A 24,636-nucleotide genomic window follows, 5' to 3' on the forward strand; every position below is an offset into this window, starting at 1 on the left:
CGTGAACGCGTGGGGTGTCCAGTAGGTCCGTTGCCCTGGTCCGCCGCCGTCGTTGTGCCATTGGGCCCAGGCCAGCTTCGCCCAGCCGTCGAAGTTGTCGTTGAAGTGGAACTTCAACTGCCCCTCGATGTAATTCTGGTCGATGATCGCGCCTTCGTCACGCCCGCCGGGCACGACGTTGTGGAAATATCCGTCAGTCTGCTTCTCCCAGTTGGCGCCGAGGCGGAACTGGACGCCTGGGATGGCCGTCGGGCCGGATACCGCCCCCTCAAGGATGAAGTGGTTGTAGTTCTGATAATTGGCGCGGACCTCGGCGTACCAGTCCTCGGTTGGGCGCTTGGAGATGATGTTGATGGCGCCGCCGATCGAGTTGCGCCCGTAGAGGGTGCCCTGCGGGCCGCGCAGCACTTCCACCCGGTCGACGAACAGCGGCGTCTTGCCGGCCTCGGTGGTGGAGGAGGTGTAGATGCCGTCCGAATACTGGGCGACGCTGATGTCGGCGGCGTGCACGTTGGTCAGTCGGCCGACCCCGCGCAACGTGTTGCGGTCGTTGCCGGAATTGTATTCCAGGCCCGGCGTGAAGTTGGTCATGTCGGTGATCGTCGTGATTCCGATCAGGTCCCGACGTTCCGAGGTGAAGGCCGAGACGGCCACCGGCACGTCCTGCAAGCTCTGGGCTCGCTTTTCGGCCGTGACCACCAGTTCTTCGATGGTGTTGCTAGCTGCGGCGGCGGCGCCGGATCTCGTTTGAGCGTGCGCCGTAGTGCCTAGCGCTGCGACCAGCATGGTGCTGGACGCCATAAGGGCGTGTTTCCACTGCATTTGTGCCGCCTCCCCGCAGCCGATGGGTTCTGGAAGCGCTATTGCCTGCGCTTACAGGGGAAGCTGAAGCAGACGCCCAAAGTCGTCAATGTGCATGGCGTTAAGTGATCGGTGATAACCAAGGAGCTTTCCGCCATGTTGGCTTTAGGGACACAGTGTCGCTACACGTGAAATCTGAAAATGGAGTACGCAAAAGACCCGATCGAGCCGCGAGAACTGGGTGGCGACCCCGAATTCGTCCGAGATGAATTGAAGGCTTCTCGTCAAGCTTGCACCGAGACTTGGACTTTTGTCCGATACCGGACGTTCGAAGATCGTGAATTATTGCGATAAAACAGTGTTAGATTACATACGAGCACATCGATCGCATCATTCCCGGGGCCACGGCAATCTTCGATCCGGGACTTCGGATCAGCTCGTGGTTGACTTGGCGAGGGGCGCGCGGACGGCTGAGGCGACGACCCTTTCGCCGGCGGCGCGGGACGCTTAAGGAAGGCGTCTCGTAATTGGGAGGCGTTTCGAATGCACCGCAAACCGGACGGCAGCTGGGACAAGGCCAAACTTCCGAGCCGCCATGTGACCGAGGGCCCTTCGCGCGCGCCACACCGCTCCTACTATTACGCCATGGGCCTCGGCAGCCGCGAAATCGCCCAGCCGTTCGTAGGCGTCGCCTCCTGCTGGAACGAGGCCGCCCCCTGCAATACCGCGCTCATGAGGCAGGCCCACGCCGTCTCGAAGGGGGTAAAGGCCGCCGGCGCGACGCCGCGCGAATTCGTCACCATCACCGTCACAGACGGCATCGCCATGGGCCACGAGGGCATGCGCTCTTCGCTGGTGAGCCGCGACACCATCGCCGATTCGGTGGAGCTCACCATGCGCGGCCACAGCTACGACGCCCTGGTAGGGATCGCCGGCTGCGACAAGTCCTTGCCGGGCATGATGATGGCGATGCTGCGCCTCAACGTGCCTTCGGTTTTCCTCTATGGGGGCTCGATCCTGCCTGGCCGATGGGCGAACCGCGACGTCACCGTCGTCGACGTCTTCGAGGGCGTCGGCATGCACTCCGCCGGCAAGATGACGCTCGAGGATCTGTGCGACCTCGAGCAACACGCCTGTCCGTCCGACGGAGCCTGCGGCGGCCAGTTCACCGCCAACACCATGGCCTGCGTCTCGGAAGCCATCGGCCTGGCCCTGCCGCTCTCGGCTTCGCTGCCGGCCCCTTACGAAAGCCGCGACGCCTACGCCGTGGCGTCAGGCGAGGCGGTGGTGCGGCTGATCGAAACCAACCTTCGTCCGCGCGACATCGTCACCCGCAAGTCCTTCGAGAACGCGGCCGTCGTGGTGGCGGCCACGGGCGGCTCGACCAACGGGGGCCTGCATCTGCCGGCCATGGCCCATGAGTGCGGCATCGAATTCACCTTGCGTGACTTCGCCGAGATCGCCGCGCGCACGCCCTATATCGCCGACCTCAAGCCGGGCGGGCGCTATGTGGCCAAGGACATGGGCGAAGCCGGCGGCATGCCGATGCTGCTGAAGACCCTGCTCGAGGGCGGCTACATCCACGGCGACTGCATGACCGTGACCGGCAAGACCATCGCCGAGAACCTTGAGGGCGTTAAGTGGCGCGACGACCAGGACGTGATCCGTCCGGTCTCCAAGCCGCTCTCGCCCACCGGCGGGGTGGTCGGTCTCTGGGGCTCGCTGGCTCCCGATGGCGCGATCGTCAAGGTGGCCGGCATGACCTCGCACCGCAGCCATCGCGGCCCGGCCCGTGTCTTCGATGGCGAGCAGGCCTGCTTCGACGCGGTCGAGGCCGGGGCCTACGAGGACGGCGACGTCCTGGTGATCCGTTACGAGGGCGCCCGCGGCGGACCGGGCATGCGCGAGATGCTCTCGACCACGGCGGCGCTTTCAGGCCAGGGGCGCGGAGACAAGGTGGCGCTGATCACCGACGGCCGGTTCTCGGGCGGCACCCGCGGCCTATGCGTCGGCCATATCGGTCCCGAAGCCCAGGCCGGCGGTCCGATCGCGCTGGTCAAGGACGGCGACATCATCGCCATCGACGCCGACGCCGGAACCATCGAGCTTGAGGTCGACCCGATCGAGCTTGAGAACCGCGCCCGCCATTGGCGCCCTCGCGTCACGGGCTACGGCTCCGGCGCGCTCTGGAAGTACGCTCAGATCGTTGGCCCCGCTCATCTGGGCGCCGTCACTCACCCGGGCGCTGCGGACGAGCGGCACGTCTACGCAGACATCTGAGGCGCGAGGGCCAATGAAGACCCTGGGCCTCATCGGCGGAATGAGCGCCGAGAGCACGAGCGTCTACTACCAGACGCTCAACCGGCTTGTCCGCGAGCGGCTGGGAGGGCTGCATTCGGCGAAGCTGGTGCTCTGGTCGCTGGACTTTGCTCCGATCGCTGAGCTGCAGGCGCAGGACGACTGGGAGGCGACCGGCGTGGAACTGGCCGCAGCGGCGCGGGCGCTCGAAGCGGCCGGGGCCCAGGCGATGCTGATCTGCGCCAACACCATGCACCTGAACGCACCCGAGGTTCAGGCGGCCGTGGCCGCGCCGCTGATCCATATCGGTGATGCGACAGCCAACGCGCTGAAGGCGCAAGGGGTGAAGAGGGCGCTCCTGCTCGGCACCCGCTTCACCATGGAAAAGGCCTTCTATCGCGAAAGGCTGGAGGCGGCGGGCCTGGCGGTGCTGACGCCCGATGCGGCCGAGCGGGAACGGCTGCATGCGATCATCTTCGACGAGCTCTGCCAGGGGGTGAGCTCCGAGCCGTCCCGGGCGGTCGTGCTGGCGATGATCGAACAGGGGCGAAAGGCAGGCGCCGACGGGATCATCTTCGGCTGCACGGAGATCGGGCTGCTGCTGAATCCGGCAGATATGCCGCTGCCGACCGTCGACACCGCGATCGCCCATTGCGAGGCTGCGATCGACTTCGCCCTCGGCTAGGCCGTCCTTCATTCACGGAAGAGCGCGAACGCCGAACAGGTAGGGATGCGCCCAGGCGAGCAGCGCCCAGACGCCGATGGCCAGCACGATCCGCCACCAGCCGATCTCCCCGATGTTCAGTCGCTGGCGGCCCTGGGCTATGGCGGCGAAGGGCACGCTGCTGGTCTGGGCGGCGAAGGCGTCCCACTTGGCGCCAAGCGCGCGCTTGCGCTTGGCGTCGATGCTTGCCGTGCCGGCGAGCGACAGCAGGAGCATTGAGCCGAAGAGCACGATGGCGGCCGCCTGGCCGTTCACCAGCAGATGCCCGGCTGCCCAGACCGCGACGCCCCAGAGGAACGGGTGGCGGGTGATCCGCAACATGCCGCTCACCACATCGGGTCGCTCGAGCGCCCCTTCCTGGCGAACGCTGGTGGGATTGCGAGTGGTGAGCCCTGGCACAATCAACAGCATGGCGAGGAGCTGAAGGGCGATCTGAACCTGCCGGGTAAGGGGCGTCAGCCCCCAGAAGACCTCGTTGGCGGGCGTATGGCGCGCCTGCGCGAAGGCGATCCCCAGCCAGGCGAGGCCCGCGATCGAGGAAAACGCGAAGAGTCCCATGTAGGGACCAAGCCCGATCTTGCCGGTCAGGGCGTCGCGCACACGGGTGCCGGAGACCAGCAGATGGATTGCGAGGAAGAAGCTAGCTGCTGCGACAAGGCTGAGCATCGATGTCCGCCTCCAGTGACCGAATGTGTGCCTATAAATTTACGACGTCAATTATAGCTCTCGTCCTCATCATCTGCCGGCTGCAGTTCGAAGGGAGGCTCCTCGCGAGCCGCCGGGGCGGGCTGTGCGATTGCTGCGACCTCGGGGGCGACCGGCTGGGCCACCGTCGGCGCCGCGCGGCGTGCACCGATGGACCGCCGCACCAGGGCTTCGATCCGGGCAAGCCAGCGATTGGCCTCGGCGATGGCCTCGTTGGGCGCCAGTTCGTCACGCCGCCCGGCGTCCTGCGGCAGCCACAGGTCGAGCACGAAATCGGGATGGCCGAGGTCGTCGAACACCAACCGAAGCGCCACCCGCTCTTCGGCCCCGAATGCGTCGAGCGCGCGCCTCGCCTCGCCACGGTGCACCCGCCCGACCACCTGGAAATCGACGATCACCTCGGCGCCGATGAGTTCATCGAGCCCGTAGACCAGGCCCCACTCGCCCTGATCCCAGACCACGGCCACCCGGTTGGTTGTGAAGTCGAAGCCGACGCCACGTCCACGGCCCCGAGCCACGAGAAAACCGTGGATGTCACCTTTCAGCACAGCCTTGAGGCCGCGCCTGACGCGGCGGCCCTCGTCCATGCGCCAGCGCACCGCGCCGGCCAGCAAGGTTACGGCCACGCCGGCGGCGATGAGCAGCACCAGGAGCCGCGTGAGATCGTCCATGACCGCGAAGCTTAGCCCTGAGTCTCCTTAAACGTGGAGCGCGGTTATTTAGGGGCGCGCGAAGCTGAGCGTATAGGCCGCCTCCAAGAGGCCGTTCTTCTCCATGAAGGCGCTCATCGATTCATAGGTCGCCGTGCGGATCGGCCCGTTCTGGTCGTCGGTGCGCAGCCGGCTGTCGGCGATCGGGCCGAACATGCGCATCAGCGGGCCTGCCTTCACGATAGTGGGCTGGTAGTGGGCTTTGAGATCGACAGTGATCCGCGCTGCGTCGGTTGTGTCCCAGGCCGCGGCGCCCACCACGTCCAGCATGAAGTTGTTGCAATTCTGGTACTTGCTGTCCCAGGGATTCGCGACGAGCGAATAGGCCGGATTGTGCAGCCGCTGATAGGTGGGCGAGTCGACGACGGCCAGGATCCGCCGCTGCATCTCCGGAGAGGGGATGATCACCGCCACGTCGTCCACAGCCGAGCCGCGTGTGAAGTCGAACGGGAAGTCCTGCACCAGCCGCGACTGGTTCTTGGGCCATGCGTGGCCGTCGCCCGCATAGAGATTATAGACGGCGTAGCCGGAGAGTGTCCGTCCGTCCGCGGTGGTGATGGTCCGGTAGATCCAGAATGCGCCGTGGGTATAGGCGATGCCATCGGGCAGGTCGCTGCGTGGGCGTCCGGTGCGGAAAACCATCGCGACCTGCGCGCCATGGGCCGCCAGGTCCTTCTCGATCTGCTTGGAGAAGGTGGCCGCCTCGGGCGCCGTGAAGTGGGCGGCGACTGATCGGACCGAAGAATCCTGCGCGGACGCGGAGGTGGGCAGCGCGGCGAAGGCGATCGCCGCAGCGCAGGCCAGTCTTGTGAGGAGCCTCACTCGCGCGGGTCCGCGGTTTGGGCCTTGTAGGGCACCTTAGGCGCCGGATCGGGTGAGATCACTACGGTGTCGTCGACCTTGAGGGCCGTGTTCGCCGAAGCCCCGGCCGCCTGCGAGAGATCGGCGCCCGAAGCCGCCCCCACATGGCCTGCGGCGGTCGAAACGGCGCCCGCGCCGCTGACGCCCACGGCGGCGACGCTGACTGGGAGGGCGGATGCGCCGACCGCGGTCTTGACCCCTGAGGCAGCCAGTAGACCAACGGCCTGCGAACCGGCGGCCGAGGCGCCGGAGGCGTCTTGGCCGCTATCCTGGGCGAAAACCGGGCCGGAAATCGCCACGGCGGCGGCGATCGCGACGGGTAGGAGTAAGAGGCGCATGACAATCCTTGGTGACGGAAGCCCCCCGTCAAGCTTCCGGCTCAATCCAGGCGGATTCTGGACTAGATGTCGAGTTCGATGACGAAGGGTACGTGGTCTGAAGGCTTGTCCCAGCTGCGCACGTCACGGTGGATGCTGGCGCCGGCGAGCAGGTCCGCCGCCTGCGGCGAGAGCAGGGCATGGTCGATGCGGATGCCGTTGTTCCGCTGCCACGCGCCGGCCTGGTAGTCCCAGAAAGTGTAGGCGCCTGGCGCGCCGTCGGCCTCCAGATAGGCATCGCTCAGCCCCAGGTATTTCAGCGCCCGAAATGCCTCTCGGGTCTGCGGCTGGAAGAGGGCGTCGCCCTCCCAGTTGGCGGGGAACGCCGCATCGCGCGGCTCCGGGATGACGTTGAAGTCGCCGGTCAACACCAGCGGCTCCTCCAGCGCCAGCAGGGCCTGGGCATGGCGGTTGAGGCGATCCATCCAGGCAAGTTTGTAAGCGAACTTCTCGGTGGCCACGGGGTTGCCGTTGGGGAGATAGATCGACGCCACCCGCACGGGGTTCGGGCCAGATACGACCGCCTCGATGTAGCGGGCGTGGTCGTCGCCATCACCTTCCGGCAGTCCGCGCCGAACGTCTTCCAGCGGGGTCTTCGAAAGCAGCGCCACGCCGTTGTAGGTCTTCTGCCCGTGGATCGCGAGGTTGTAGCCAAGCCGCTCGAAAGGCTCGGCGGGGAACTTCTCGTCGACGCACTTGATCTCCTGCAGGCAGGCGACGTCCGGCTGCGCGGCTTCGAACCACTTCAGCACCGTCTCCAGTCGCGCGTTGACTGAGTTCACGTTCCAGGTGGCGATGCGCATTAGGGGGTGGTGCTCCGGGTCGGCCGTTACGCGAGTGGAGCCTACTTCGCAGCCTTCTTGGTCATTGTCAGCGGCATCGTGCCGCCCTGAGTCCAGGTTCCGCTCAGGGCCGTGCCGTCCGGCGACAGCTTGGCTTTGAATTCGCCGCCGATCGACAGGAACAGGATCGAAAGTTCGCCGCCATCTGTCTTCACCGCGCTCGATGGGATAGTGGCGCCTTGGTCGAGGCTGTCCATCGTGGCGTTCGACGTCCCGCCCTCTGTCTTCACGTGCAGTACGAGATGCAGTGTCTGGCCGCCGACGTTGAGCGCGCCTGCCCAATCACCATCGTAGGTCTGTGCCATGGCAGGCGCGGCGACGAGCAGGACGGCGACGAGCAGGCAGGCCCTCGGGGCCAGACCCAGGCGGGGCCGCCAAGCGGCGAATGACATCGAGACCCCTCCTATTGGAGGGATGAGGCTACGCCGGCGCAGCTCCCGGCGAAAGCCCGCGCAAGGGGTCCGGCTAGATCGAAAAGCTGACGCCGCAGCCGCAGCTCGACTTGGCGTTGGGGTTGCGGACGCGGAACTCAGCGCCGGCGAGTTCGTCCACGTAGTCGATCTCCGAACCCTTCAGAAGGACGAGTGACATCTCGTCGACGAGGGCCGCGGCGCCGTCGCGCTCGATCCGCAAATCGTCCGGCAGGGCCTCCTCCACCAGATCGAACTGGTACTGGAAGCCGGAACAGCCGCCGCCCTCGACCGCGACGCGCAGCATCACCGGCCGGCCCTCGGCCTTGCCGATGGAATGGATGCGTTGCGCCGCGGAGGGGCTGAGGGTCAGGTCGGTGCTGGTCATCATGCGTTAGAAGAATGAAAGGCCTAGACTATATGAGGTTCCACGTGGCTTCGACCAAGAGGCCGTCGAACAGATGGACTTGATGGCCGCCGCGATCCCTCCCAGAGCTCCTTATGCCGAAGACCCCACCAAGTCACGGGGCCGCAAGGTCGCCGAGCCGGAGAGCCGTACCCGCACGCCCTTCGCTCGCGATCGAGATCGTATCATCCACTCGACGGCTTTCCGAAGACTGAAGGAAAAGACCCAGGTCTTCGTCGCCCACGAGGGCGACCACTTCCGCACCCGGCTGACCCACTCGCTGGAGGTCGCCCAGATCGCCCGCTCGCTGGCGACCGCGCTCGGCCTCGACCCCGACCTTGCCGAGACCATCGCACTCGCCCACGACCTCGGCCATCCGCCGTTCGGTCACGCGGGCGAGGACGAACTGCAGGTTCAGATGCAGGGGTTCGGCGGCTTCGATCACAACGTGCAGACCTTCCGGGTCGTCACCAAGCTCGAGCGACGCTACCCGCGCTTCGAGGGCTTGAACCTCACCTGGGAGACGCTTGAGGGGGTGATCAAGCACAACGGCCCGGTTGTCGATAAGCTGACCCGCCCGTCGTGGAGCGCCATCGCCGAATTCGACACGGCCTATGACCTGCGCCTGGGCACCTGGGCCTCGGCGGAGGCGCAGGTCGCCGCCCTGGCCGACGACATCGCCTACAACAACCACGACGTCGACGACGGCGTGCAGGCAGGCCTCTTCAACCTCGCCGAATTGCGCGAGATCCCGTTGATCGGCCCGCATGTGTTCAGCGCGGCCGCAGACTATCCCGACTGCGACGAGGGCATCCTGCGCCTGGAGGCCGTGCGCCGGATGATCGGGGCCATGGTCGACGACGTGCTGGCCGAGACGCGCCGGCGCGCGGAAGCGGACAAGGTGCGCTCGCCGGAGGATGTCCGAAATCTGGACCATGCCCTGGTCGCCTTTTCCCGCGAGATGGTCGAGGACCTCTCGGCGCTCAGGACCTTCCTGATGGATCGCATGTACCGCCACTGGCGGGTCAATCGCACCCGCAGCCAGGCGCGGCGCATGCTGGCGGAGATGTTCCAGCTGTTCATGGCCGAGCCGGATGTCCTGCCCAGCGAGTGGTATGCCCGCTCCCTCAGCCGCGACGAGGCGGGACGCGCGCGCCTCGTCTGCGACTACATCGCCGGCATGACCGACCGCTTCGCCATCGAAGAACATCGGAAGCTCTTCCACCTGGAGCTGCTGAGTTAGTCGATCGAGAGCGCGGCCCCCGGCCGAGGCGAGTGTTCTGTCCCGAAAGAAACGAGTGGATTTCTTGATGCCTGTATTCCTCAAGTACTTTTTGAGATTGCTGATTACAACGGCGATCATAATTCTGATTGCGTCGGTCTACTTTCTCTTTTCAAAGGGACGCGAGGCCTTTGGCGAATCGACTATCGATACGTACTGGCGCATGGCCTTCGTCGGGTTGTTTGCAAGCGCAGCCGGCGCGACGTTCATGACCCTTGTTGGACGGCTCAAAACGGGTGGCCGAGGGTAAGGGCCGGCGCGCAAGATCGAGGCGCGTTGCCGCGACGATATCGCCCACAGAAAATGACCCTTGGCGGGGCCCCAGGGACGCGCGCTCGGCTAGACTGTCGCGTCAGGCGCGCGATTCGTGAGGGCTCGCGCCTCCCGGGAGATCTTGATGTCCGAACATGAGCGCGGCGCGTATGCGCCTCCGACCGACACGTCGCTGAGCTTCGATCCGCGTCAGCCGGTGCGGGGCTCGCGGCCGATCCCCTTCACGCTGATCATCTCGATCCTGGTGCTTGCAGGCCTGGCCACGGCGATTTTCCTGTTCTACCGCTCGGGCGTGCGTCACGCCGGCCAGCCTCCGCAGGCGGTCGGCTCGCCGGTCGGGGGCATGAAGGCTCCGCCCCCGGTCGAGGCCCAGCCACAGGATCCGGCCGCGGGCCTGCAGATCTACAAGAGCGAAGACGGCGCGAACCCCGCGGCGTCGAAATCCGTGCAGTTCGCCCCACCGCCCGAACAACCGCAGGCGCGCCCGCAACCCGGGCCGGCCGAACCGAGCGTTGTCTTGACGCCGGCGTCGCCTGCGCCTGCGCTGCGGCCCTCGATCGCCACTCAGACCCTGCCGCCTCCGGCCCCGGCCCCTGCGCCCAAAGCCGAGGCTCCCGCGCCCAAAGCTGCGCCTGCGCGCGTCGCGAAGGTTGAGAAGCCCCTCGCCCAGGCCCAGCCGGCGCCTGCCGAACCCGCCCCGTCAAAGCCCGCGCCGGCCAAGATCGAACCCCTTGCCACCGCGGCCTCAGGCGGCCCCGCGGTGCAGATAGGCGCCTTCTCCACCCAGGCCCTGGCCGACAGGGGCTGGAACGACGCTGCTGCGATTGCGCCCGGTGCGGCGGCTGGCAAGGGCAAGAGCGTCGAGAAGGTGGACAAGGACGGCCACACCTTGTTCCGCACCCAGGTGACCGGCTTCGCCGGCCGCGCTGACGCCGCCGCCTTCTGCGCCAAGCTGAAGGCCGCCGGGAAGGCCTGCTTCGTCAAGTGACCGCCACGGCCGCCATCCTCGGCTGCTCAGGCCCGCAACTGACGGCCGAGGAACGGGCGTTCTTCCGGCGAGTGAAGCCCTGGGGCTTCATCCTCTTTGCCCGCAACGTCACCGACCCCGGCCAGGTCCGAAGTCTGGTGGAGACGTTACGCGAAACGGTCGGGCGCCCCGACGCGCCGGTGCTGATCGACCAGGAGGGTGGCCGCGTACAGCGGCTTAAGCCGCCCAACTGGGGGCTCTATCCGCCAGGCCGCGCCTACGGCGAGCTGGCGGGCAATGACCCGCTGGTCCGTCGTGAGATTGTCAGGCTTGGCGCCCGGCTGATGGCCCATGACCTGGCTGCGCTCGGGATCAATGTCGACTGCGTCCCGGTGCTCGATGTGCCCGATCCCGCCGGCCACGAGATCATCGGCGACCGCGCCTACGGCAAGACACCTGAGGAGGTGGCGTTGCTGGGTCGGGCGGCGGCCGAGGGGCTGATCGCGGGCGGCGTCCTGCCGGTGATCAAGCACATCCCCGGGCACGGTCGGGCGATGTCGGACAGCCATCTCGAACTGCCCATTGTGGACGCGGCGCTCGACGACCTGGACACGCGGGATTTCGCACCGTTTCGCGTGCTTTCCGACATGCCCATGGCGATGACCGCACATGTGATCTATTCGGCGATCGACAGGAAGCGGCCGGCGACCACCTCGAGGAAAGTGATGCGCCGGGTGATCCGCGGCGCGATAGGCTTCGACGGTCTGGTTATGAGCGACGACCTTTCCATGAAGGCGCTGAGCGGCAACTTCACCGAGCGGGCAAAGGCCAGCCGTGCGGCCGGCTGCGACGTGGTCCTGCACTGCAACGGCGACATGGCCGAGATGAAAGCGGTGGTCGCCGGGGCCGGCGAGCTGAAGGGCCGCGCCGGGAGAAGGGCGCAAGCCGCTCTGGCGCGGCTGGCCCGCGCGCCAGAGCCTTTTGACGCCGTCGAAGCCCGCGCTCGCTTCGACGCCGCCTTTGACGGGCGCTTCGCCTGATGAGCGGCAGCTTCCAGCCCGATCTGGACTTCTCCGCCGCCACGACGGCGGCCGAGGAGGGCGAGGCGCTGATCGTCGACCTCGAGGGCTATGAAGGGCCGCTGCATGTCCTTCTGGCGCTGGCCCGCAGCCAGAAGGTGGACCTTCTGAAGCTGAGCGTTCTGAAGCTCGCCGAGCAGTATCTGGCCTTCGTACACCAGGCCCGTCGCCAGCAGTTCTCGCTGGCCGCCGACTACCTGGTGATGGCCGCGTGGCTGGCCTACCTGAAGTCACGCCTGCTGCTGCCCAAGCCCGAGCAGCCAAAGGCCGACGAGGCGCCGGCCGAGGAGATCGCCGCACGGCTCGCCTTCCGCCTGGCCAAGCTCGACGCCATGCGCGCAGCCGGTGAGGCGCTGAAGGTGCGCCCGCAACTGGGACGCGACGTCTTCGGCCGCGGCGATCCGGAAGCCATCAAGGTCATCCCGTCCGGACGGATCGAAGGCGACCTCTACAGCCTGATGAGCGCCTACATCTCGCAACGGACCAAGGAGGCCAGCCGGCGCTACACCCCCGCGACGCCTACCGCTTACCCGCTGGAGGCGGCGCGCGAGCGCCTGCGGCAGCTCTTGCCTGACCTCGAGCGCTGGACGCCGCTCACCGGCGTCGCGCCCTGGGGCGCGGCGGGGCAGGGGCCGAGCCGCGCATCCTACGTCGCCTCGACCCTTTCGGCAGGGCTGGAGCTGGTGAAGGAAGGCGCTCTCGAAGCCCGGCAGCTCGAAGCCTTCGCCGACGTCTACCTGCGCACCCGCAAGGGCAAGGCGGCCTGATGAGCGAGCTTCGCGAGACTGAACGCGAAGTCGAAGCGCTGCTCTTCGCGGCCGCCGGGGCGTTAAGCGACAGCGACCTCGCCAAACGGCTGCCGCAGGGCGCCGACGTCGCAGGCGCGGTGGCCGCCCTGCAGGCCCGTTACCAGGGCCGTGGCGTCGAGCTCGTGTGCGTGGCGGGGCGTTGGCGGTTCCAGACCGCGGGCGACCTTGCGTGGCTGATGACCGACGAGCGGGAGGAGCCGCGGCGCCTGTCGCGCGCGGCGCAGGAGACATTGGCCATCATCGCCTACCACCAGCCGGTGACGCGCGCGGAGATCGAGGCGGTGCGTGGCGTGCAGGCCAGCAAGGGAACGCTGGACGTGTTGCTGGAGCTTGGCCTCGTGCGCATGCGCGGGCGGCGCCGCACGCCAGGCCGGCCGATCACCTACGGCACCACCGACGCCTTCCTGGAACACTATGGCTTGGCCAGCGTCGGCGACCTGCCGGGGGCCGCGGAGATGCGCGCCGCGGGGCTATTGTCGCTCGACCTGCCCGCCGACTTCGCCGTGCCCGACCCCAATGCCCCGGCTGCCGACGAGGACCCGTTGGGCGAAGGCGACGCGCCGGAGTTCCACACAGACTTCCTGGGCGAGGAACCGGCGTAGCGTGGCGGGATTGTCGCGTGGCGCCCTTCGCAGAGTCCGACTATATAGCCGCTTGAAGATGTCGCCGGGGACGCGACGGGTTAGGAGTTTCAGACGCCATGGGCGCTCTTTCAATCTGGCACATTCTGGCGATCGTCATCGTCGTCGCCCTGCTGTTCGGCGGCCGCGGCCGGATCTCCGGGATCATGGGCGACACCGCCAAGGGCATCAAGGCGTTCCGCGAGGGCCTGAAGGGCGAGGACGAGGCCCACGAGGAAGAGGAGCCGGCCAAGCCGTTGCCCAAAGCGGCAGCCAAGACAACCTCTACAGCCCGCGCCAAGGCCAAGGGCTGAGGCCTAAACCACCGGCCAGCGCTTAGGCCTGTTTCCACCGCGCATAAAACCGCGCTAAGCCCACGGCCATGTTTCCCGAAGGACGCGCTCTAGAATTCCTGATCGCCGCGATCGTGGCGCTGATCGTGGTGGGTCCCAAGGACCTGCCGGTCCTGCTGCGCAAGTTCGGGCAGTTCATGGCCAAGGTCCGCGCGATGGCGGCCGAGTTTCGCGCGAGCTTCGACGAGATGGCGCGCCAGTCGGAACTCGACGAGTTGCGCAAGGAAGTCGAAGCCATGCGCAAGGGCCAGCTCGCCGATATCGAGGCCCATGCGCCTGAGTTCAACCAGGCGTTCCAGGACATCAGTCAGGGTCTGTCGGACGTCGGCGTGCAACTCAACTCGCCGGTGAGCTACCCTTACACGCCCGCCGAAACGACCATAGAGGTCAAACCTACGCCCAAGCCGCGCGCCCGCAGGGCGGCCGCCAAGTCTCCAGCGACGGCGGCGGCCGCCAAGAAGCCGGCCACGCCGAAGGTGGTGGCGAGGTCGAAGGCCACTCAGAAAGCGGTGGCGACCAAGACGACCGCTTCGAAAGCCACGGCCAAGGCAGCCGCCCCGGCCAAGGCAGCCGCCCCGGCCAAGGCCGCTCCGGCCAAGACGATTGTGGACAAGGTCGCAGCGCCCAAACCACGGGCCCGCAAGGCGAGCGTCTCGTGAGCGACGTGTCGCACGACGACGAGATCGAGGCCTCGCGCGCGCCGTTGCTCGATCACCTCGTGGAGCTGCGCCAGCGGCTGATCGTCTGCGTGATCGCTCTCTTCGTCGCCTTCATCATCTGCTTCATTTTCTCGACCCAGATCTTCAGCCTGCTGCTGCACCCGTTCACAGTGGCCGAGGGCCTGGTGGCGGCACGGGCCGAGGAGGTCAAACATGGCGGGGCGAACGACCTGACCCACCAGGTGCTGGGCATGCTGACCGGCGTGAAGAACCTTTTCCAGGTGCTGGCCGGCATGAAGGACCTGCCCCCGGCCGAGGGGCAGGTGACCAAGCTGGTCTTCACCGCTCCGCTGGAATTCTTCTTCACAAAGGTGAAGCTCTCGGCGTTGGGCGCCGTGGCTCTAAGCTTCCCGGTGCTGGGCTGGCAGATCTACGCCTTCGTGGCGCCGGGCCTCTACAAGAAGGAGCGCCGCGCCCTTCTGCCGTTCCTGATCGCGTCCCCGGTGCTCTTCGCGGCCGGAGCTGCAATGGTCTACTTCATGATCCTGCCCTTCGTGCTGTGGTTTTCTCTGACCCAGCAGATCGTCGGCACGACCGGAATCTCCGTGGAGCTCCTGCCAAAGGTTTCTGAATACTTCGACCAGGTGACGACCCTTCTGCTGGCGTTCGGGCTCTGCTTCCAGCTGCCGGTGGTCCTGACCCTGCTGGGCATGGCGGGCCTGGTGAATTCCAAGATGCTGATGGCCGGCTGGCGCTATGCGGTGGTGGCCGTCGTCGTGGTGGCCGCGATCATCACGCCGCCCGATCCGATCAGCCAGACGCTGCTCTCAATTCCGATCATCGCGCTATACTTTTTCTCGGTCGGCTGCGTGAAGCTGATCGAGATGCGTCGGGACAAGGAAGACGAGGCCCGCGGCATCGTCACGACCTGAGTGAGCCTTGGCGCCCCCGCCGACGCGCTCTAGAGAGTGCCGCTTCCACTAGAGCCTGCGGCCCCCATGCACGATATCCGAGCCATTCGCGAAACGCCTGAGCCTTACATCAAGGGCTGGGACGCGAAGGGCTTGTCCGGCCAAGCGTTGGTGGCGCAGATCCTGGACCTCGACGGCAAGCTGCGAACCGCCCAGACGAACTGGCAGAGCGCCCAGGCGGAACGTAACGACGCCTCCAAGAAGATCGGCCAGGCCAAGGCCGCCAAGGACGAGGCGCAAGCCCAGCGGCTGATGGCGCAGGTCGAGGCCTTGAAGGCCAAGCTGGAGACCGAGAGCGAGGCGGAGCGCGCGGCCGGCCAGGCGCTCCACGATCTGCTGGCCGGACTGGCGAACATCCCCGCAACCGACGTGCCGCCGGGCGCCGACGAGCACGCCAACCTTGAGGTCCGCCGCTGGGGCGCTCCGTTCGCCATCGCCAAGCCGAAAGACCACAGCACACTCGGCGAGCAACTCGGCCTGCTCGACTTCGAGGCGGCGGCCCGGATGAGCGGCGCACGGTTCGCGGTGCTGAAGGGCGAGCTGGCGAGACTGGAGCGCGCGCTTGGTCAGTTCATGGTCGATCTGCAGACCCAGGAGAATGGCTACACCGAAGTCTCGCCTCCGCTGATGGTGCGCACTGAAGCGATGTTCGGCACCGGACAGCTGCCGAAATTCTCGGACGATCAGTTCGTGGCCATTCCCGGGCTGGAGACGGCGCGCCGCGTGCCGCAAAGCCTCGACGAGCTTGATCGGATGCCCGAGATGCGTTGGCTGATCCCGACCGCCGAGGTTTCTCTGACCAACCTGGTTCGCGAGCAGGTCACACCGGAGGAGGAGCTTCCGCTTCGCCTGACCGCGCTGACTCCGTGCTTCCGCGCCGAAGCGGGCGCCTCGGGGAAGGACACCCGTGGCATGATCCGCCAGCACCAGTTCTATAAGGTCGAGCTGGTCTCGATCACGACGCCCGACCATTCCGAAGCCGAGCACGAGCGAATGGTGGGCTGCGCAGAGGCGGTCCTCAAGGCGCTCGACCTGCCGTTCCGCACCATGCTGCTGTGCACCGGCGACATGGGCTTCAGCGCGAAGAAGACCTACGACCTGGAGGTCTGGCTGCCGTCGGAAGGTCGTTATCGCGAGATCAGCTCCTGCTCGAACTGCGGGGACTTCCAGGCTCGCCGGATGGACGCGCGCACCAAGGCGGCGGGCGAGAAGGGCACACGCTTCGTCCACACCCTGAACGGCTCGGGCCTGGCGGTCGGCCGCACGCTGGTGGCCTTGATGGAGAATTATCAGGACGAGGACGGGCGCATCGCCATTCCCCAAGTCCTGCACCGCTACCTGCCGGGGATGACGCACATCGGGGGCAGGGCCGCGTGAGGATCCTCCTCACCAACGATGACGGCATCGACGCCGAGGGCCTGAAGGCCCTGGAGCGGATCGCAGGTGCGCTAAGCGACGACGTCTGGATCTGCGCGCCCGACGCCGAGCGGTCGGGGGCGAGCCGGGCGCTCACGCTCTCGGATCCGATCCGGATCGATCAGTTGGGCGAGCGGCGCTTCTCCACGACCGGCACGCCTACCGATTGCGTGATGCTGGGCATCAGCGAACTGATGGCCGGCGCCAAGCCCGACCTGGTGCTGTCCGGCGTCAACCGCGGCGCCAACCTGGCCGAGGACGTCACCATGTCCGGCACCGTCGCCGGTGCCATCGAGGCGATGGCGCTGGGGGTCCCCGGCATCGCGCTTTCGCAGATGGGATTCTACGAGGGCAATCGCGGCTACGAGCCGGCCGAGGCGTTCGCGCCGGGCATCATCCGCCGGCTCGTAGAGGTCGGCTGGGCGCACGATGTGGTCATGAACATCAACTTCCCCTATCGCCCCGTCGCCGAGATCCGCGAGGTCGAGGTGACCCGCCAGGGCTTCCGCGACGCCCATATCAGGATCGCCGAAAAACGTACCGACCTGCGCGGACGCGACTACTATTGGGTCGGGTTTCGCCAGGAGCGCTCAAAGCCTGACGAGGGAACCGACCTTCGCGCACTCTACGACGGCAAGATTTCGGTGACGCCGCTGCATATCGACCTGACGCATATGGCCAGCGTGCACACGCTCAAGGCGACGCTCGGCGGCGCGCCGCCGCGTGTTTGAAATGGCAGGCGATTGAGGATGGCGAAGAAGGACGAACACTCGGCGGAGACGCGGCTGGCGCGCCTGATCCTGGCCCTCCGCTCGCAAGGCGTGAGCGAAGCCGCCGTGCTCAACGCCATCGAGACGACGCCGCGGGAAGCCTTCACCCCGGACCTCTTCAAGGAGCGGGCATTCGAGGATTCAGCCCTGCCGATCGCCTGCGGTCAGACGATCAGCCAGCCGTTCATCGTAGGATTGATGACCCAGGCGCTGAAGGTCGACAAGCGCGACCGCGTGCTCGAGATCGGGACCGGCAGCGGTTATCAGACGACGATCCTCTCCAAGCTCTCGCGGCTGGTCTACACTGTCGAGCGCTACCGCACCCTGATGCGGGAGGCTGAGGCGCGTTTCAAAGCCTTGGGCCTGACCAACGTCATCACCCGGTTCGGAGATGGCGGGGAGGGATGGCCCGAGCAGGCGCCTTTCGACCGCATTATGGTCACAGCGGCAGCTTCTGAGGAGCCGAAGGCGTTGTTGAGCCAACTGAAGCCGAACGGCATCCTGGTGGCCCCCATCGGAAAGGGCCCCGTCCAGAGCCTTCGCCGCTACACCGGCGACGGCAAAGGGGGCTTCGAGGTCGAGGCGCTGACCGACGTGCGGTTCGTGCCCTTGCTCGACGGTGTCGCTAAAGAACTTTGACGAGACTTGTGACGTCGTGCCGGTTTGCGGGCGCGGACAGCTTAACCCATCATCAACCCTGGCGCCCCGACTCATGCCCATGTTCACCTCCGGAGCGGCGATGACGCACTTCCTGCAGCGATCGGCCCTGATCCTTCTGGCGACCAGCGCGCTTTGCGTCAGCCCGACGCTCGCGCGCACGCACCACCACCACAAGGCCACCGCCTCCAAGGGCAAGCCCGCGGCTCAGAAGGAAGAAAGCGCCACCTATGTGGTGAAGTCGGGCGACACGCTGGAGAAGATCGCCGCCAAGCTGGGGGTGACGGTCCCTGAGCTGAAATCCGCCAATGGGTTGAAGGGCAACGTCATTCAGCCGGGGGACGTTCTGAAATCTCCCGCGGCTGTCGCCGCAACGCCGGTGGCCGCCACCAAGAAGAACTACACGGTCGCGCGCGGTGACACGGTCTTCGGCATCGCCAAGCAGCATCACGTTTCCGTGGAAGCCCTGCGCGAAGCCAACGGCCTGACGGCGAAGTCGAAGATCAAGGGCGGCCAGACGCTGGTCATTCCCGGCAACGAACCGGCGACGACCACGGCGGAGGCCGGCGGGGAGCGCCGCGGCCGTCACGGCGCGCCGGCGCTCGAGGAAGCAACGGGTGACAATGGGGCCCACAGGGGCGCGGCCGGACGGGTCGTGAGCACCGAGGGCCACGCGGTGACCTACAAGGTCCGCAGGGGCGATACCCTCGAGAAGGTCGCCGCCAAGCTCGGCACGTCGGTCGCTGACCTGAAGGCCGACAACCACGTCAGGGGCAACACGATCCATCCGGGGCAGGTGCTCAAGGGTCCAAGGACGGCCGGCGGCCGGGCCTACGTGGCCGCCTCCGGCGACACGCTTCCAGGCGTCGCCGAGCGTTTCGGCGTGAGCAGCGAGGCGCTTCGCAGGGCCAATGGCCTCTCGCGGCACGCATCGATCCACGGCGGTCAAAAGCTTAGGCTGCCGGAAGGCTCCCGTGACCGTGGAACCGTCCGCGCCTACGAGCCGGCGCCCGTGGCCGAGCGGCCCTCGCGGAGCTATCCCCGCCAGGAGACAACATCGCCGTTCCTGCCTTCGCACCCGATCCCCTACGCGCCGTCAGGGGCCCCGCCCAGGGCCTATGTGCCGGTCCCCGGAGCCCAGACCCAGCCGCCGGTCCCCGCGACGCCCGCGCCCACCGACGCCCAGGTTTCGCAAATGGGCGCCGGGCGCTTCCTGTGGCCGATCAAGGGCGACATCCTCTCCGACTTCGGCGTCAAACCGACCGGCCAGCGCAACGACGGCATCAATATTCGCGCTGTCGCGAATGCGGAGGTGCACGCAGCCGCCGATGGCGATGTGGTCTACGCCGGCGACCAGGTGCCCGGCTTCGGCAACCTCGTTCTGATCAAACACGCCGATGGCTGGGTCACCGCCTATGGCCACCTCGCGCGCGTCGACGTGAAGATGCAGCAGAGGGTCAGTCAGGGTCAGCAGATCGGGCTGGCGGGCTCCACCGGCGGAGTGCCGGAGCCGCAGCTTCACTTCGAGATCCGCTATGCCCCGAATCCGTTGGAGCGGGCGCGTCCGATCGACCCGAAGCTGGTGCTGCCGAAGTAGCCGCTTCCTCTAGACGGGGAGGGGCTTGCCGAGCTCTCCGGCCAGGTCCCGGATGAACTGCCAGGCCACGCGACCCGATCTTGCGCCGCGCAGCTGCGACCACTGCAGGGCCCGGCGGTCGAGATCGGGGACCTCGAGGCCGTAGCGCCCGGCATAGCCCTGCACGGCGGCGAGGTAGGTCGCCTGGTCCATGGGCGGGAAGCCTATCCACAGGCCGAATCGGTCGGAGACGCTGACCTCTTCCTCGGCGTCCTCGGCGGCGGCGACCAGGCCGCGATCCTCGCCATGACCGCGCGGCATCAGATGACGGCGGTTGGAGGTCGCGACGAAGAGGACGTTGGGCGGCGGGCCGGAGACCCCGCCCTCGAGCGCGGATTTCAACGCCTTTGCCGCGGCGGCCCCCTCCTCGAAGGAGAGATCGTCGCACAGCACCAGGAACCGTTCAGGGCGCGCGCGAAGGACGTCGAAGAGGCCCGGCAGGGTGGTCACCTCGTCGCGGTCGACCTCCACCAGCTTCAGGTCCTTTGCGCTCTTGGCGACGTCCATGAAGGCCGCCTTGGCGAGGGAACTCTTCCCTGCGCCGCGCACGCCCCACAAAAGGACGTGGTTCGAGGGCAGGCCGCCGGCAAACCGCTGCAGGTTTTCGACGAACCGCTCCTTCTGCCGGTCGACACCGACCAGGGCGGCGATCGGCAGGGGGTAGTCCGGCGCCGGATGGAACGCCTCAGCGGTGGGGTCGTGCCGGAAGAGGCGCGCGGCGTCGAAGTCGGTCGGGCCGGCGCGTGAGGGGCCCAGGCGCTCGAGCGCCTCTGCGATACGCGAAAGCACGGGTTCCAGGTCGTGGGTCATCGCGCCGAGGCTTAACCTGTGAGCGCCTCGCGGCAAAACCCGAACTGTGCGGAAGAGACGCGCTCAACTTCCACAGGCCAACGGCGGCGTTCCATTGCAAAACGAGGGCGCAGCGCATAGCTTCCGCCGACTTCGAGCGGGGGCCTTCGAGTGGGCCGCCGTTATGCTGCTTTCCGGAGAGGCCATGTTCGCCACCCCAGCCTATGCACAAGCCCTCGGCGGCGCCCCTGCGGGCGGCGGGCCCCAGGACATGTTGATCCAGTTCCTGCCGCTGATCGGCCTCGTGGTGCTGTTCTACTTCCTCATGATCCGGCCGCAGCAGCGGCGCATGAAGACCCACCAGAGCATGCTGGCCGGCATCAAGCGTGGCGATAACGTCGTGCTGTCCTCCGGGGTTCACGGCAAGATCGTTCGGGTGGAGGACGCCGACGTGGGCGTCGAGATCGCCACCGGCGTCACAGTAAAGGTGCGTAAGGCGATGATCTCTGAGGTCCAGGCCCGCGGCGCGCCGGCGCCGGCCAACGATTCCAAGACCTAGACCCGTCTCGCCGCCATGATGAATCTTGCCCGCTGGAAGGTGGTCGTCGTCCTCTTGGCGACGATCTTCGGCATCCTCTTCACGCTGCCTAACGTGCTGCCGGCGAATGTTCGCGACAGCCTGCCGGCGTTCATGCCGAAGAACACGCTGAAGCTCGGCCTGGACCTGCAGGGCGGCTCGGATCTGCTCTATTCGGTCGACACGGTGGCGCTGCGCAACGAGCGGCTGACCAACATGGCCGAGGACGTCCGCACGACGTTCCGGGACAAGCAGATCGCCTTTACCGACCTGGCCGTGACCAATGGCGAGATCGGCCTTCGGATCACTGACCCCGGGCAAGTGACCACCGCGCTCAACGCGCTGCGCCAAACGATCGGCGCGCCGCTGGCGGGCGTCCCGGGCGGGCGCGACGTCAATGTCAGCGCCGCAGGCGACCAGCGCATCCGCATCGCCTTCGTGCCCGAGGCGTTCGACGCCGAGAGTTCCAAGGCGGTCGAACAGTCGATCGAGATCATCCGTCGGCGCATCGACCAGATGGGCACCAAGGAGCCGGACATCTCCCGCCGCGGCAAGGACCGCATCGATATCCAGGCGGCCGGCGAGAGCGATCCCAACCGGCTGAAGAATGTCATCGGCCAGACCGCCAAGCTGACCTTCCAGATGGTCGACGAAACCGCCTCGCAGGAGGATCTCGCCGCCGGCCGGGTGCCGCCCGGGGACGAGGTCCTGCCCGCGACCGACGGCTCCGCCCCAAGCTACCTGGTCAAGAAGCGTTCCGTGGTCACCGGCGAAATGCTGACCAATGCGCAATCAACCTTCGATTCGCAGACCAGCCAGCCTGTCGTCTCCTTCCGTTTCAACGGCCTGGGCGCGCGCCGCTTCGGCGACGTCACCCGCGAGAACATCGGCAAGCGCTTCGCCATCGTGCTCGACAAGAAGGTGATCTCCGCACCGGTGATCGAGTCCGCGATCACCGGCGGTTCGGGCCAGATCCATGGCCACTTCACCACCGAGAGCGCCAATGACCTGGCGGTCCTGCTGCGCGCGGGCGCGCTTCCGGCGCCGCTCAAGGTCGAGGAACAAAGGACCGTAGGGGCAGAGCTCGGCGCCGATGCGGTCAAGGCAGGCGCCGTGTCGGCGATCGTCGGGCTGGCAGCGACGATGATTTTCATGCTGGCCATCTACGGCGGCCTTTTCGGCGGGGTGTCGCTGATCGCGCTGGCGGTGAATGCGGTGATGATCGTGGGGCTGATGAGCTTCACCCAGGCGACGCTGACGCTTCCCGGCATCGCGGGCCTCATCCTGACGCTGGCCGTCGCCGTCGACGCCAACGTGCTGATCTACGAGCGGATGCGTGACGAACTTCGCGCGGGCCGCACCCTGATCGCGTCGATGGAAGCCGGTTTCGCCCGCGCCATGGGCACGATCTTCGACGCCAACATGACCCACATCTTCTCGGCGCTGATCATGTTCAACATCGGCTCGGGTCCGGTGAAGGGCTTTGCCTGGACGCTCTCCATCGGCGTGCTGACGACCGTGTTCTCGGCCGTCCTCGTCACCCAAGTGCTTCTGGCCTGGTGGTTCCGCACCGCCCGCCCGAAGACGCTGCCGATCGCCTAGGGGAGCCCTGCTCGTGAAAATCTGGCCCCTCATCAAGGTCCTGCCGGTCCGCACCCACTTCCGGTTCGTGCGGCTGTCGCGGGTGTTCGCCGTGATCTCCGTCCTGGCGGTGATCGGTTCGCTGTTCCTGACGGTCTATCCTTTCAAGCCGCCCTGCGGGGGCCTGGCCTGCGGTATCGATTTTGCCGGCGGCACGGTGCTCGAGCTTTCGACGGCCCCGAACACCGTCGATTCCGGCAAGGTGCGCCAGGCCCTGGAAGGCCTGGGACTGACCGATCTGGTGGTTCAGGGCCTTGGCTCGCCGACCTCGGCCATGGTCCGCTTCCAGGCTCCGCCCGGAGCCGACATCTCCAAGACCGTGGCGACGGCCCAAGCCAAGCTCACCCAGTCGCTGGGTACGGTGAAGTTCACCCGCACCGACGTCGTGGGGCCAAAGGTCTCCGGCGAACTCCTGACCTCGGGTCTCCTGGGCCTCGGCCTCGCGATCCTGGCGATGCTGCTCTACATCTGGTTCCGCTTCGAACTGCAGTTCGGCCTGGGCGCCGTGGCGGCGCTGTTCCACGACGTCTTCCTGACCTTCGGCCTGATCGCGATCATGCGCATCGAGTTCGACCTGAAGGCGGTGGCCGCGATCCTGACCATCATCGGCTATTCGATGAACGACACGGTCGTGGTGTTCGACCGGTTCCGGGAGAACCTGCGCAAGTACAAACGCATGCCGTTGGGCGAGGTGATCGACATGTCGATCAACGAGATGCTGACCCGGACGATCATCACCAGCATGACAGCGATCCTGGCGCTGGTGGCGCTGGCGGTGTTCGGTGGGCCGACGCTCTACGGGCTGTCGATCATCCTGCTCTTCGGGATCACCATCGGGACCTATTCCTCGATCTATATCGCCGCGCCGGTGATCATGCTCTGGGGCGTCAAGCGTGCTGACGAAGAGGCCGAGCCGCTGAAGCCGGCGACGGTCCGCTAGGCGAGGAGGGGTCGCTCTGCCCCGTGACGCGCCCTTGATCGACGCCTATGGCGACGGCGGCTTTCGTCTCTCGGGCGAGTGGCATGCCGGTTCCTTGCTGATCGTCGCCGACCATGCCCAGCCGTGGCCCGTGACCTCGCTCGCCGATCTGTCCGTGGAGAGCCTGAACCCAGTGTTCGCGGCGGGGCGCGCGGAGGTCGAATTCCTGCTTCTGGGCGTGGGCCTGCGCAACGCTCAGCCGCTGCGGTCCCTGCGCGAAGCCCTCCTGATCGCCGGCATCGGCCTCGAATTCATGGACACGCCCGCGGCCGCCAAGCTCTACAATGTGCTGACTTCCGAAGGTCGGCGTCTGGCCTGTGCGCTGATCGCGGTCTAAGCCCGTTTCCGCTTCCGGCGAAACGCCCTATACCAACGCTCCAGGGCAGGAATCGTGAGGCAAGATCATGGGCGCGCTACTCTCCAATTTCCGCAACACCGTCATCGTCAGTCTCTTCCTGGCGATCGTTATGATTGTCGCCTACGCCACAGGGCCCCAGGGGACGGGGCCGGCGTTTGTGCAGGCCGTAATGCGATGGATGCATGTGTTCTTCGGCATCCTGTGGATTGGGCTGCTCTACTACTTCAACTTCGTCCAGATTCGGGTGATGCCGGCCGTGCCCGCGGAACTGAAGCCGGGCGTCTCGAAGTACATCGCCCCTGAGGCGCTGTTCTGGTTCCGCTGGTCGGCGCTGGCGACGGTGATCATGGGCCTGGCGATCGCCGGCAGCCGCGGCTACCTGCTCCAGACCCTGAGCTTCGGCCTGGCCGGTACGAGCGATCCGGCGAGCCACAAGCAATATGCGCTGCTGGGCCTGGGCATGTGGCTTGGCATCATCATGATGCTCAACGTCTGGGGCATCATCTGGCCGAACCAGAAGCGGGCCCTGGGCCTCGTCGAAGCCGACGCGGACACCAAGGCCAAGGCGGCACGCGTCGCGATGCTGGCGTCTCGCACAAATATGCTGCTGTCTCTGCCGATGCTGGTGGCAATGACCATGTCGCAGACAATATTCGGCTGATCCGG

The 24,636-nt window shown here is 66.8% G+C and carries 29 protein-coding genes; 20 read left to right on the plus strand and 9 right to left on the minus strand.

What is annotated here, in order from left to right:
- Positions 1–822, minus strand: an 822-nt coding sequence (locus VGI62_RS21345) for a TonB-dependent receptor plug domain-containing protein (protein ID WP_331506599.1), incomplete at its 3' end; no start/stop codon positions are given.
- 522 nt (positions 823–1,344) lie between these two features.
- Here VGI62_RS21345 and ilvD point away from each other — a divergent pair.
- Both ilvD and VGI62_RS21355 read left to right on the plus strand, forming a co-directional pair.
- Positions 1,345–3,081: a dihydroxy-acid dehydratase gene (gene ilvD, locus VGI62_RS21350; protein WP_331506600.1), complete on the plus strand. Its 1,737-nt coding sequence runs from the start codon at positions 1,345–1,347 to the stop codon at positions 3,079–3,081.
- Positions 3,082–3,094: 13 nt separating this feature from the next.
- On the plus strand, positions 3,095–3,784 hold the full coding sequence (locus tag VGI62_RS21355) for an aspartate/glutamate racemase family protein (RefSeq protein ID WP_331506602.1): 690 nt from the start codon (positions 3,095–3,097) through the stop codon (positions 3,782–3,784).
- Between the two features lie 12 nt (positions 3,785–3,796).
- On the opposite strand, the gene VGI62_RS21360 is transcribed toward VGI62_RS21355, so the two are convergent.
- From VGI62_RS21360 to erpA, 7 genes are all read right to left on the minus strand, one after another.
- Positions 3,797–4,489 carry an NnrU family protein gene (locus VGI62_RS21360; RefSeq protein ID WP_331506603.1) on the minus strand — a complete coding sequence of 231 codons (693 nt, stop codon included), beginning with the start codon at positions 4,487–4,489 and terminating at the stop codon, positions 3,797–3,799.
- 47 nt (positions 4,490–4,536) lie between these two features.
- Positions 4,537–5,199: a hypothetical protein gene (locus VGI62_RS21365; RefSeq protein WP_331506604.1), complete on the minus strand. Its 663-nt coding sequence runs from the start codon at positions 5,197–5,199 to the stop codon at positions 4,537–4,539.
- A 48-nt stretch (positions 5,200–5,247) separates the two neighbouring features.
- Positions 5,248–6,060 carry a DUF2145 domain-containing protein gene (locus VGI62_RS21370; protein ID WP_331506606.1) on the minus strand — a complete coding sequence of 271 codons (813 nt, stop codon included), beginning with the start codon at positions 6,058–6,060 and terminating at the stop codon, positions 5,248–5,250.
- Positions 6,057–6,437 (minus strand): hypothetical protein, encoded by a 381-nt coding sequence (locus VGI62_RS21375; RefSeq protein WP_331506608.1) that lies wholly within the window; start codon positions 6,435–6,437, stop codon positions 6,057–6,059. Before VGI62_RS21375 ends, VGI62_RS21370 begins: the two co-directional genes overlap by 4 nt.
- A 62-nt stretch (positions 6,438–6,499) precedes the next feature.
- Complete coding sequence (gene xth / locus VGI62_RS21380; protein WP_331506609.1) at positions 6,500–7,279, minus strand: exodeoxyribonuclease III; 780 nt, start codon at positions 7,277–7,279, stop codon at positions 6,500–6,502.
- A 41-nt stretch (positions 7,280–7,320) separates the two neighbouring features.
- Positions 7,321–7,710 carry a hypothetical protein gene (locus VGI62_RS21385; RefSeq protein ID WP_331506610.1) on the minus strand — a complete coding sequence of 130 codons (390 nt, stop codon included), beginning with the start codon at positions 7,708–7,710 and terminating at the stop codon, positions 7,321–7,323.
- 73 nt (positions 7,711–7,783) lie between these two features.
- Positions 7,784–8,116: an iron-sulfur cluster insertion protein ErpA gene (gene erpA / locus VGI62_RS21390; protein WP_331506612.1), complete on the minus strand. Its 333-nt coding sequence runs from the start codon at positions 8,114–8,116 to the stop codon at positions 7,784–7,786.
- Between the two features lie 82 nt (positions 8,117–8,198).
- Here erpA and VGI62_RS21395 point away from each other — a divergent pair, with 82 nt between their 5' ends.
- From VGI62_RS21395 to VGI62_RS21455, 13 genes are all read left to right on the plus strand, one after another.
- Positions 8,199–9,377, plus strand: coding sequence for a deoxyguanosinetriphosphate triphosphohydrolase (locus VGI62_RS21395; RefSeq protein ID WP_331506613.1), 1,179 nt, complete (start codon positions 8,199–8,201; stop codon positions 9,375–9,377).
- Positions 9,378–9,432: 55 nt separating this feature from the next.
- Positions 9,433–9,666, plus strand: a complete 234-nt coding sequence (locus VGI62_RS21400) for a hypothetical protein (protein WP_331506614.1) — start codon at positions 9,433–9,435, stop codon at positions 9,664–9,666.
- A gap of 147 nt (positions 9,667–9,813) precedes the next feature.
- The gene (locus VGI62_RS21405) at positions 9,814–10,677 is read left to right on the plus strand and encodes an SPOR domain-containing protein (protein ID WP_331506615.1); all 864 of its coding nucleotides are present in this window, start codon (positions 9,814–9,816) and stop codon (positions 10,675–10,677) included.
- Positions 10,662–11,696 (plus strand): beta-N-acetylhexosaminidase, encoded by a 1,035-nt coding sequence (nagZ, locus tag VGI62_RS21410; protein WP_331506641.1) that lies wholly within the window; start codon positions 10,662–10,664, stop codon positions 11,694–11,696. The genes VGI62_RS21405 and nagZ overlap by 16 nt, the downstream gene beginning before the upstream one ends.
- On the plus strand, positions 11,696–12,502 hold the full coding sequence (locus tag VGI62_RS21415) for a ScpA family protein (RefSeq protein WP_331506616.1): 807 nt from the start codon (positions 11,696–11,698) through the stop codon (positions 12,500–12,502). The genes nagZ and VGI62_RS21415 overlap by 1 nt, the downstream gene beginning before the upstream one ends.
- Positions 12,502–13,146: an SMC-Scp complex subunit ScpB gene (scpB, locus tag VGI62_RS21420; protein ID WP_331506617.1), complete on the plus strand. Its 645-nt coding sequence runs from the start codon at positions 12,502–12,504 to the stop codon at positions 13,144–13,146. Before VGI62_RS21415 ends, scpB begins: the two co-directional genes overlap by 1 nt.
- 98 nt (positions 13,147–13,244) lie before the next feature.
- On the plus strand, positions 13,245–13,478 hold the full coding sequence (locus VGI62_RS21425; protein WP_331506618.1) for a twin-arginine translocase TatA/TatE family subunit: 234 nt from the start codon (positions 13,245–13,247) through the stop codon (positions 13,476–13,478).
- 68 nt (positions 13,479–13,546) lie between these two features.
- Entirely contained in the window at positions 13,547–14,176 is a 630-nt protein-coding gene (gene tatB, locus VGI62_RS21430) for a Sec-independent protein translocase protein TatB (RefSeq protein ID WP_331506620.1), read from the plus strand.
- Entirely contained in the window at positions 14,173–15,108 is a 936-nt protein-coding gene (gene tatC / locus VGI62_RS21435) for a twin-arginine translocase subunit TatC (RefSeq protein WP_331506621.1), read from the plus strand. The genes tatB and tatC overlap by 4 nt, the downstream gene beginning before the upstream one ends.
- A 66-nt stretch (positions 15,109–15,174) precedes the next feature.
- On the plus strand, positions 15,175–16,524 hold the full coding sequence (gene serS / locus VGI62_RS21440) for a serine--tRNA ligase (RefSeq protein WP_331506622.1): 1,350 nt from the start codon (positions 15,175–15,177) through the stop codon (positions 16,522–16,524).
- Positions 16,521–17,294, plus strand: coding sequence for a 5'/3'-nucleotidase SurE (gene surE, locus VGI62_RS21445; protein WP_331506623.1), 774 nt, complete (start codon positions 16,521–16,523; stop codon positions 17,292–17,294). The genes serS and surE overlap by 4 nt, the downstream gene beginning before the upstream one ends.
- An 18-nt stretch (positions 17,295–17,312) precedes the next feature.
- A complete protein-coding gene (locus VGI62_RS21450) occupies positions 17,313–17,972 on the plus strand; it encodes a protein-L-isoaspartate(D-aspartate) O-methyltransferase (protein ID WP_331506624.1) in 660 nt (219 codons plus the stop codon).
- A 73-nt stretch (positions 17,973–18,045) separates the two neighbouring features.
- Positions 18,046–19,587, plus strand: a complete 1,542-nt coding sequence (locus tag VGI62_RS21455) for a LysM peptidoglycan-binding domain-containing protein (protein ID WP_331506625.1) — start codon at positions 18,046–18,048, stop codon at positions 19,585–19,587.
- Between the two features lie 9 nt (positions 19,588–19,596).
- Here VGI62_RS21455 and VGI62_RS21460 read toward each other — a convergent pair whose 3' ends face one another.
- Positions 19,597–20,436, minus strand: coding sequence for an ATP-binding protein (locus VGI62_RS21460; protein WP_331506626.1), 840 nt, complete (start codon positions 20,434–20,436; stop codon positions 19,597–19,599).
- A gap of 184 nt (positions 20,437–20,620) precedes the next feature.
- On the opposite strand from VGI62_RS21460, the gene yajC reads away from it, so the two are divergent.
- The 5 genes from yajC (at position 20,621) to VGI62_RS21485 (ending at position 24,631) form a co-directional block, all read left to right on the plus strand.
- Positions 20,621–20,974: a preprotein translocase subunit YajC gene (yajC, locus tag VGI62_RS21465; RefSeq protein WP_331506627.1), complete on the plus strand. Its 354-nt coding sequence runs from the start codon at positions 20,621–20,623 to the stop codon at positions 20,972–20,974.
- 15 nt (positions 20,975–20,989) lie between these two features.
- Positions 20,990–22,594, plus strand: a complete 1,605-nt coding sequence (secD, locus tag VGI62_RS21470; RefSeq protein ID WP_331506628.1) for a protein translocase subunit SecD — start codon at positions 20,990–20,992, stop codon at positions 22,592–22,594.
- 7 nt (positions 22,595–22,601) lie between these two features.
- A complete protein-coding gene (gene secF, locus VGI62_RS21475) occupies positions 22,602–23,573 on the plus strand; it encodes a protein translocase subunit SecF (RefSeq protein WP_331506642.1) in 972 nt (323 codons plus the stop codon).
- Positions 23,574–23,607: 34 nt separating this feature from the next.
- Positions 23,608–23,949, plus strand: a complete 342-nt coding sequence (locus VGI62_RS21480; protein ID WP_331506629.1) for an Mth938-like domain-containing protein — start codon at positions 23,608–23,610, stop codon at positions 23,947–23,949.
- Between the two features lie 67 nt (positions 23,950–24,016).
- Positions 24,017–24,631 (plus strand): urate hydroxylase PuuD, encoded by a 615-nt coding sequence (locus VGI62_RS21485; RefSeq protein ID WP_331506630.1) that lies wholly within the window; start codon positions 24,017–24,019, stop codon positions 24,629–24,631.
- Positions 24,632–24,636: the final 5 nt, after the last annotated feature.

The organism is Phenylobacterium sp., assembly GCF_036495085.1.
GTDB lineage: Bacteria > Pseudomonadota > Alphaproteobacteria > Caulobacterales > Caulobacteraceae > Phenylobacterium.